Raw genomic sequence first — 7159 nt, 5'->3', positions numbered from 1 at the left:
GTTATCCACAGCTTGTGCACAGCTGTGGATAACTCCAGGGGGCAAAAAATGCCCATATGAGAAGGGAGAAGAAAGTCCGAAAATTTGTTATCCACAAGAGGTGGACACAAGATGAAAAGGCGAATACACTGGAAGAGGGGGTGAAAATTTGCGTAGGATTCCTCACAGCACGGTGCAGCGCCTTGTTCTCTGCTATTCTCTTGCGGAGCGGGCCTTAGCCCGGGGGGAAACGTACCTGCGGAGCCAGGACATCGCTGCGCTCCTCCAGGTTGATGAGACCCAAATCCGCAAGGACATGGCTATGGTGGGTATTGGGGGAGTCCAGAAGCGAGGGTACCCTGTGGCAGTGGTGGTGCGTCGCCTTGAGGAGCTCTTTGCCCTTCGGGCAGATAAGCTCGCTGCCCTCGTGGGGGTGGGAAACCTCGGTCGGGCGCTCCTCAACTACCCCGGGTTTGCAAAGTATGGGGTGCGAATCGTCTGCGCCTTCGATAAGGACCCTGAAAAAGTGGGGAGGGAAATCGGTGGGGTTTCGGTGTACCCCATAGAGGCGCTCAGGGAAGTCATCCCTCGCCTGGGGGTTCAAATGGCCATCCTCGCCATTCCCCCACACAATGCGCAAGAGGTGGCGGATGCTCTCGTGGCCCTGGGAATCAAGGGAATCTGGAATTTTTCTTCGGCTCTCCTCCAGGTTCCAAAGGGAGTGGCGGTGCGGAACGAGTGCTTAGAGAGCGGGCTTTTGCTCTTACTCCACAAGATGCAAGGGGAGAACCATGTACCTCTTCCGAAAGAGTGACTGGTTCGTCTTGGGGGCGGTTGGCATTGTCCTCGGGATGCTCTTCCTCTTTCGGTACGTCCCCTTCGGGACTCAAGTGGTGGATCGGTTCTCCGTAATCATCGAAAGTGCCGAAGGAGAGCGGGAGGTTCTTGTCACTCCGGAGAGGAACGAGGAGATTGCCGTCTCCGGACCCCTTGGGGTGACGATTGTGGCCATCCGCCAGGGTAAGGTTTTCGTGGTGACTTCGCCCTGCCCGGACAAGGTCTGCATCAAGACCGGGAAAATACCCGATGACACAGATTTCATCGCCTGTATTCCGAACCGGGTGGTTATCCGGGTGAAGCGTTAGAACCGCCCGAGTTCCCCCGCCATAAAGTGGTCGAGGACTAAAGAAGCCGCCCCAAGAAGGGTTACGTCCTCTCCCCACTTGGAGTAGAGGATTTTTGGGGTGACGTACTCCCGGTAGAGAAGGCGTTCCTCGAGGACTTGGCGAATAGGCCGGTCAATGAAGTCTTTTGCCAGGGAGGCCTCGCCCCCAATCACCACTGCCTCAGGGTCGTAGAGGTTCACAAGGTTCACGACCCCCACACCGATGTAGCGGCCGAGTTGATGAAGGAGCTCAAGACAGGCTTCGTTGCCTTTCTCTGCTCCTTCCACGATGTGGCGGAAGGTTAGAGGCTCGCCCTGCTCGATGAAGGAGCGGAAATACGGCTCTCCTCCGAACCAGCCGATTTCTCTTGCCTTTTCGACGATTTTCTGAGTACTGCAGTACATCTCAAGGCAACCGTAGTTGCCACACACGCATCGAGGGCCAAAAAGGTTGACGCTCGTGTGGCCGACCTCTCCCGCCTTGCGGTGTTTCCCCTGATAGATTTTCCCATCGATGAGGATTCCCGCTCCAACGCTTTCTCCGACCATGAAGTACACCATGTTCTGAATGTCCCGAGCACTACCGCACCAGGTCTCGTGGAGACAGGCCGCGTCGGCGTTGCTCATCATGAAGATGGGGAGGTCGTACTCCCGCAGGTATCGACGAAGGTCGAGGCTGCGGTGGATGAGGAAGGTGGGATGGGCGAGGATGGTGCAGGATTCGGTGTCCACCGGTCCTGGGGCGCTCACTCCAATGCCGAGGATTAGGCTCAGAGACTGAGTGGCGTACTCGAGGACGTGGATGAACTCTTTCTGGAGTTCTAAAAGGGCAATGTCCGTGTCCTCAAGGAGGCTGTAGTGGGAATCCCGCCGAAAGAGAATGTTAGGACCAAGATCGGTGAGCGCAATGGAAAAGCCCTGACGGGTGAAGTTTATGGCGATGATGTAGAAAGCCCGGTCATTCACCGAAAGAAGGATGGGTTTTCGCCCTGTTTTCGTGTCGGAAGTCCCAATTTCCTGGACGAGGTTTGAAGCCAAAAGCTCATTGATGATGTTCGTGATCGTAGGCTGGGTGAGGCCGGTTATACGGGCAAGCTCGATACGGGAGAGGGGCCCCTTCTTTTTGAGGAGCTGGAGGACAAGGGAGCGGTTTTTAATCTTGACATCGGTGAGATTGTCCCCGACCCAGGTGTTCTTTGGCATAGCAACCCCTTCCTCCATTATATTCCTGCTTCTTTCCAAGGACAACACGGGCCCTTTCCCAGAGCTCCTCCCACTCCTCGAGGGCAAGGTCTTCAGCCCGTTTTTTGGCCATTCCTGGGAGGAGGGCCTCCTCGGGAACGAGGTTCCTCAGGGTCTTCCGGCGGTGGCGGAAAATCTGGGTTACGAAATGCAAAAATTCGGGGTAATCCTTCGGGACCTCGCTCTTTCGCCTCCCCCGAAGGAGCACTGAGTACACCCGAGGGTTTGGCCGGAACGAAGAAGGAGGCACCACGAGGAGCCGCTCCACGGAGAAAATCCTCGCCGTTGCTACGGATAGGGGGTTTCCCTTTCCCTGGGGAGGAAGGGACAAGAGCTTCTCTCCAAACTCGTACTGGACCATGACTACAAAACGTTCCCACTCGACTTTGGGAGTAGCGGTGAGGAACCGGAAGAAGAAAGGCGTGGAAATCCCATAGGGGAGGTTGGCAACGCACTTCCGACGCTCTGCAGGAAAGGAAAAGAGGAGAGAGAAATCAACGCTGAGAACATCCTCTTCCATGAGGACTACGTTTGGGAAGTTCTTCAGACGCTCTTTCGCCCGAGCAAGGAGGGAGGAATCGATCTCAAGCCCAACCACCCATCCTGCTTTCTGCGCAAGCCTCTCCGTTAAGGTTCCCTCTCCCACTCCAACCTCAAACACAAGGTCGCACGAAGAGAGATCCCCCGCTTCTACGATGCGCTCGAGAACCTGCGCATCAGCAAGAAAGTGCTGCCCAAATTTCCGTCGCACCACCTAAGCGCCCTTTTCTTTCCTCTCGGTCGATGCCAGGTGGTCCGGGAAGAAGTAGTCGCAGCGATCCACCGGCTGCGTCCGCTCCTTCTGCTCCCCGAGGAGGCAACGGTAGATGCCCTTCTCCTTCAGGACGGGATCGCAGTGACGGCACACCTGGCATAACCCCTCTGGATTGTACAAGGGTGTTTCACCCCCTTTCCTCAAGTTCCATCCAGTCCACGTTTTCCACCTCTACGTCCACCCTCCGGGGCACGATGCCGAGCCGAAGCTGCAGGGCTTTAAAGATGTTCTCCTGAACGCGTCGGGCGACTTCAAAGAACGAAGGGACTGCTGCACGGACGGTAACCTTTACCCGAACGGTGAGATCCCTCGCATCCAGGGGAATTTTCTCCCCGCGGGGAAGAGGAGCCTCGCCTCGGATGAGCTCGACACCTTGGAGGAGGTGCTCGAAATCGCTGCACACCCCCTGGGTTTCCCCGGCGGCTCGGGCAGCGACTTCGGCAATCGTTGTGCTGCTCAAGCGGATGGCCCCGCCTTCGCTCATCGCCGCACTTCCCGGAGCCGGGAGAAGACGTACTCCACGGCTTCTTCAGGTTCTGAAAAGGAGGGGAAGAAGTCTCTCTTGCCCCGGTGGTCCTCGATGCTCCAGGTTCGGACTCCGGCGAGGATTTTTCCCATTCGAAGGGCAAGGGCAATCTCGCTCAGGGTCCCCGCCTGGCCTCCGCAGGCAATGAGGGCAGATGCAGCAGAAACGATGATGAAATTCCGAACCTCCCCAAGGCCTGTGGCGATGGCAAAGTCCACGAAGGGGTTTGCTTCGCCTGGGGAGAATCCTGGAAGGATACCGATTGTGGTTCCTCCGGCCTCTTTAGCTCCCCGGCAGGCCGCCTCCATAACTCCTCCCAGGCCTCCGCAGATGAGCACACCGCCTCGCTCGGCAACGCCTTTCCCAATGCGGTAGGCAAAGGAAAGAACGGGTTCCTCTGGAGCGTGCTGTCCGAGGACACCGATGTACCACTTATGCCTCGTAGCCAAGGTATTTCCTGAGGTCATCGGGCTTCAGGTTCTCAAGGAACTGGCGGAATTCTTCTATCTCTCGGTCGTCAATTTCTCCCATGGCGACGGTCGTGGAGCTGCGGATTTCTTCGGAAATGTAGATGGGAGCTCCCATGCGGAGCGACAGGGCAATGCCGTCACTTGGACGGGCATCTACCGTAACCTCCCGGCCGTCGATTTTGAGGTAGAGGAGGGCATAGAAGGTATTGTCGACGATTTTCGTGATCACGACCTTTTCGAGTTCCCCACCCATGCTCCGGATGACTGAGGCCATGAGATCGTGAGTGAGCGGACGAGGGGTTTGCACTCCCTGGAGACCAAGGAGTATCGCCTGGGCTTCGAAAAGGCCAATCCATATGGGGAGACTTCGTTTTTCTTCCTCGTCGACGAGGATGACAACGGCCATGGCGCTTTTCTGGTCGAACATGAGACCCTGAACCTTCATCTTCAGCACGGCGCTCACGCCCCTTCTCCCCTATATTATACCCCTGCCCGGATTTTTCTCAACGTAGTCCCGAGGTTGGAGAGCCAAAGGGCACAGAGCACCGTTTTGCAGGAAACCTATGGCACTGTCCAGGACGTCTTGGCCATGGCCGAGAGGCTCAAGGAAAACCTTGGGCGTTTCAGGATCTGAGGAGTTCCCGGGCGGCCTTGACGATGTCCTCAACCTGGGGAACGATACGCCGCTCAAGATGTGGATTGTAGGGTGGGGGCATCTCAAGGCCTCCAAGACGCACCACAGGAGCATCAAGGTAGTCGAAGGCCTTTTCGGAAATGAGTGCTGCAATTTCTGCTCCGAAAGCGCCAAAGCGAGGGGGTTCGTACACCACAAGGACGCGATTCGTTTTCCGAACCGAAGAGAGGATGGTTTCCTCATCAAGGGGACGGAGGGTTCTCGGATCCACAACCTCAACTTCAATGCCTTCCCTGGCAAGGATTTCCGCCGCCTCAAGGCTCCGTAGTACCATGATGGAGTAGGCGACGATGGTGAGGTCTTTCCCTTTCCGCTTTACCTCGCCAATGCCAAGAGGAACGGTGTACTCTTCCTCGGGAACCGGGCCTTTCGTCCGGTAGAGGAGCTTGTGCTCCATGAAGATTACAGGGTTATCGTCGCGGATGGCGCTTTTCAAAAGACCTTTTGCGTCATAGGGAGTTGCCGGAGCGACCACCTTGAGCCCCGGGATTTGGGTAAACCAGGACTCAAGGCTTCCCGAGTGGTGCCCGGCGGCTCCTGTTCCTGAACCTGCGGGGGAACGGACCACAATGGAGACTTTTGCCTTTCCCCCGAACATGAAGCGGATTTTTGCCGCCTGGTTCACAACCTGGTCTGCGCAGAGGGTCATGAAGTCGAAGAACATGATTTCCGCCACCGGACGCATACCAAGGAGCGCCGCTCCTATGGCGGCGCCAACGATGGCCGCTTCAGAAATAGGGGTATCGATGACCCGTTCTTCCCCGAACTCCGCCAAAAGCCCCTGGGTTACCCCAAAGGCTCCTCCGTACACCCCGATGTCCTCTCCGATGAGGAAAACGGAAGGGTCCCTCCGCATCTCCTCTCGAAGGGCTTCCCTTATGGCCTCGGCATAGGTTACTTCTCGCTCAGGCATAGACCATGCACCTTGCTCTCTCAAGATCCGGTTCGGGACTTTCCTCGGCAAAGCGTACCGCCTCTTCGATTGTCTCCTCGACTTTCTTTTCAATTTCCCTCAGGGCTTCTTCCGGCACACCTTCTTCAATGAGGAGTGCCCGCAGACGTTTGATAGGGCAGCGCTCCATCCACATCTGGACCTCCTCTTTTGTCCGGTAGACCCCCTTGTCGCTTTTGGAATGCCCCTTGAAACGGTACGTTCGGGCCTCAATAAGTGTTGGGCCAAGGCCTGAACGGGCTCGCTCAACGGCTTCTTTCGTTGCCTCGTACACCGCAAGGACATCCATGCCGTCAACAGTCACTCCCGGGATACCGTACCCCCGTGCCCGCTCAGCAATGTCGGGAATGGCAAAGGCCTTGTGCACGGGGAAGGACATGGCGTACTGGTTGTTCTCGCAGAGAAAGACCACGGGGAGTTTGAAGACTGAGGCCATATTCACCGCCTCGTGGAAGGCCCCGGTATTTGCCGCTCCGTCTCCGAAAAAGCACAGGACCACTCGGCCGTTCTTCTGGAGTTTGCAGGCTAAAGCTGCCCCGACGGCAATGGGAATCGCCGAGCCCACAATTCCTGTGGCTCCCAGGTTCCCTCCCTCAAGGTCAGCAATGTGCATGGAACCCCCAAGGCCGTAGCAGTACCCGGTGGCTTTCCCCATGAGCTCGGCCATCATTTTCTTGACGTCGGCACCTTTGGCAATGCAGTGTCCATGGCCCCGGTGGGTTGAGGTGATGTAGTCGTCGGGTCGCAGGGCAAAGCACGCGCCGGTGGCCACCGCTTCCTCTCCGATGTAGAGGTGGAATGTTCCCCAGATTTTCCCCGCCATGTAGAGCTCCTCGGCTTTTTCCTCAAAGCGGCGGATGAGAAGCATTGTGGAGTACATTTTGAGCTTGTCCTCTCTTGAGAGCATGAACCTCTCTCCTTTTGAGCAATTTCTCATATGCATTTGACCAAGAACCGACACTTCGATTATAGCGGAAGAAGGAAAAGAAGCAAGGGGATGTTTAGGTTCACATCATGTGGGACACTCTACAATTCCAGTATCCCTCAGGTACTCCCAGGGAGTCCTCTCCCTAAACTCCAATGAGGTCTTCTTCGATTATACACCTCTTCCGTCCACCTCTTGAGGTGGTCCCTCATGGTCTTGAGATCAACAGCATCATCGTAGTAAGCCCAGAACTCTTCCCGGAAGGTCCGGTTCAACCGTTCCACCACCCCATTGAGTTTGGGGGAACGGGGAGGAAGGACGAAGAGCTCAATGCCATATTCTCTGCAGGCCTCCTCAAACTCCCCATAGAACTCACTCCCTCCATCTACTTG

General features: G+C 56.5%; 11 protein-coding genes. 2 read left to right on the top strand and 9 right to left on the bottom strand.

Annotated features, from left to right (window positions below):
* The first annotated feature begins 148 nt into the window (after positions 1 to 148).
* Together H5U36_07950 and H5U36_07945 are read left to right on the top strand one after the other, a co-directional pair.
* On the top strand, positions 149 to 793 hold the full coding sequence (locus H5U36_07950) for a redox-sensing transcriptional repressor Rex (protein MBC7218054.1): 645 nt from the start codon (positions 149 to 151) through the stop codon (positions 791 to 793).
* Positions 771 to 1124, top strand: coding sequence for a NusG domain II-containing protein (locus H5U36_07945; GenBank protein ID MBC7218053.1), 354 nt, complete (start codon positions 771 to 773; stop codon positions 1122 to 1124). Before H5U36_07950 ends, H5U36_07945 begins: the two co-directional genes overlap by 23 nt.
* On the opposite strand, the gene H5U36_07940 is transcribed toward H5U36_07945, so the two are convergent.
* The 9 genes from H5U36_07940 to H5U36_07900 form a co-directional block, all read right to left on the bottom strand.
* On the bottom strand, positions 1121 to 2347 hold the full coding sequence (locus H5U36_07940; protein ID MBC7218052.1) for an ROK family transcriptional regulator: 1227 nt from the start codon (positions 2345 to 2347) through the stop codon (positions 1121 to 1123). The two genes, H5U36_07945 and H5U36_07940, sit on opposite strands and share 4 nt — an antisense overlap.
* A complete protein-coding gene (rsmA, locus tag H5U36_07935; GenBank protein MBC7218051.1) occupies positions 2298 to 3140 on the bottom strand; it encodes a ribosomal RNA small subunit methyltransferase A in 843 nt (280 codons plus the stop codon). The genes H5U36_07940 and rsmA overlap by 50 nt, the downstream gene beginning before the upstream one ends.
* Positions 3141 to 3320, bottom strand: a complete 180-nt coding sequence (locus H5U36_07930; protein ID MBC7218050.1) for a hypothetical protein — start codon at positions 3318 to 3320, stop codon at positions 3141 to 3143.
* A 7-nt stretch (positions 3321 to 3327) separates the two neighbouring features.
* Complete coding sequence (locus tag H5U36_07925; protein ID MBC7218049.1) at positions 3328 to 3684, bottom strand: Asp23/Gls24 family envelope stress response protein; 357 nt, start codon at positions 3682 to 3684, stop codon at positions 3328 to 3330.
* Positions 3681 to 4193, bottom strand: a complete 513-nt coding sequence (locus H5U36_07920) for a TIGR00725 family protein (GenBank protein ID MBC7218048.1) — start codon at positions 4191 to 4193, stop codon at positions 3681 to 3683. Before H5U36_07920 ends, H5U36_07925 begins: the two co-directional genes overlap by 4 nt.
* A complete protein-coding gene (locus tag H5U36_07915; GenBank protein MBC7218047.1) occupies positions 4159 to 4650 on the bottom strand; it encodes a bifunctional nuclease family protein in 492 nt (163 codons plus the stop codon). The genes H5U36_07920 and H5U36_07915 overlap by 35 nt, the downstream gene beginning before the upstream one ends.
* A 169-nt stretch (positions 4651 to 4819) precedes the next feature.
* On the bottom strand, positions 4820 to 5803 hold the full coding sequence (locus H5U36_07910) for an alpha-ketoacid dehydrogenase subunit beta (protein MBC7218046.1): 984 nt from the start codon (positions 5801 to 5803) through the stop codon (positions 4820 to 4822).
* Positions 5796 to 6749, bottom strand: coding sequence for a pyruvate dehydrogenase (acetyl-transferring) E1 component subunit alpha (pdhA, locus tag H5U36_07905; protein ID MBC7218045.1), 954 nt, complete (start codon positions 6747 to 6749; stop codon positions 5796 to 5798). The genes H5U36_07910 and pdhA overlap by 8 nt, the downstream gene beginning before the upstream one ends.
* A gap of 137 nt (positions 6750 to 6886) precedes the next feature.
* On the bottom strand, positions 6887 to 7159 hold a 273-nt coding region (locus tag H5U36_07900), incomplete at its 5' end, for a transposase (GenBank protein MBC7218044.1).

Source organism: Candidatus Caldatribacterium sp. (genome assembly GCA_014359405.1).
GTDB lineage: Bacteria > Atribacterota > Atribacteria > Atribacterales > Caldatribacteriaceae > Caldatribacterium > Caldatribacterium oleiphilum.
Note: the sequence above shows the minus strand (reverse complement) of the source record. Positions and strands in the feature narration are given on the sequence as shown.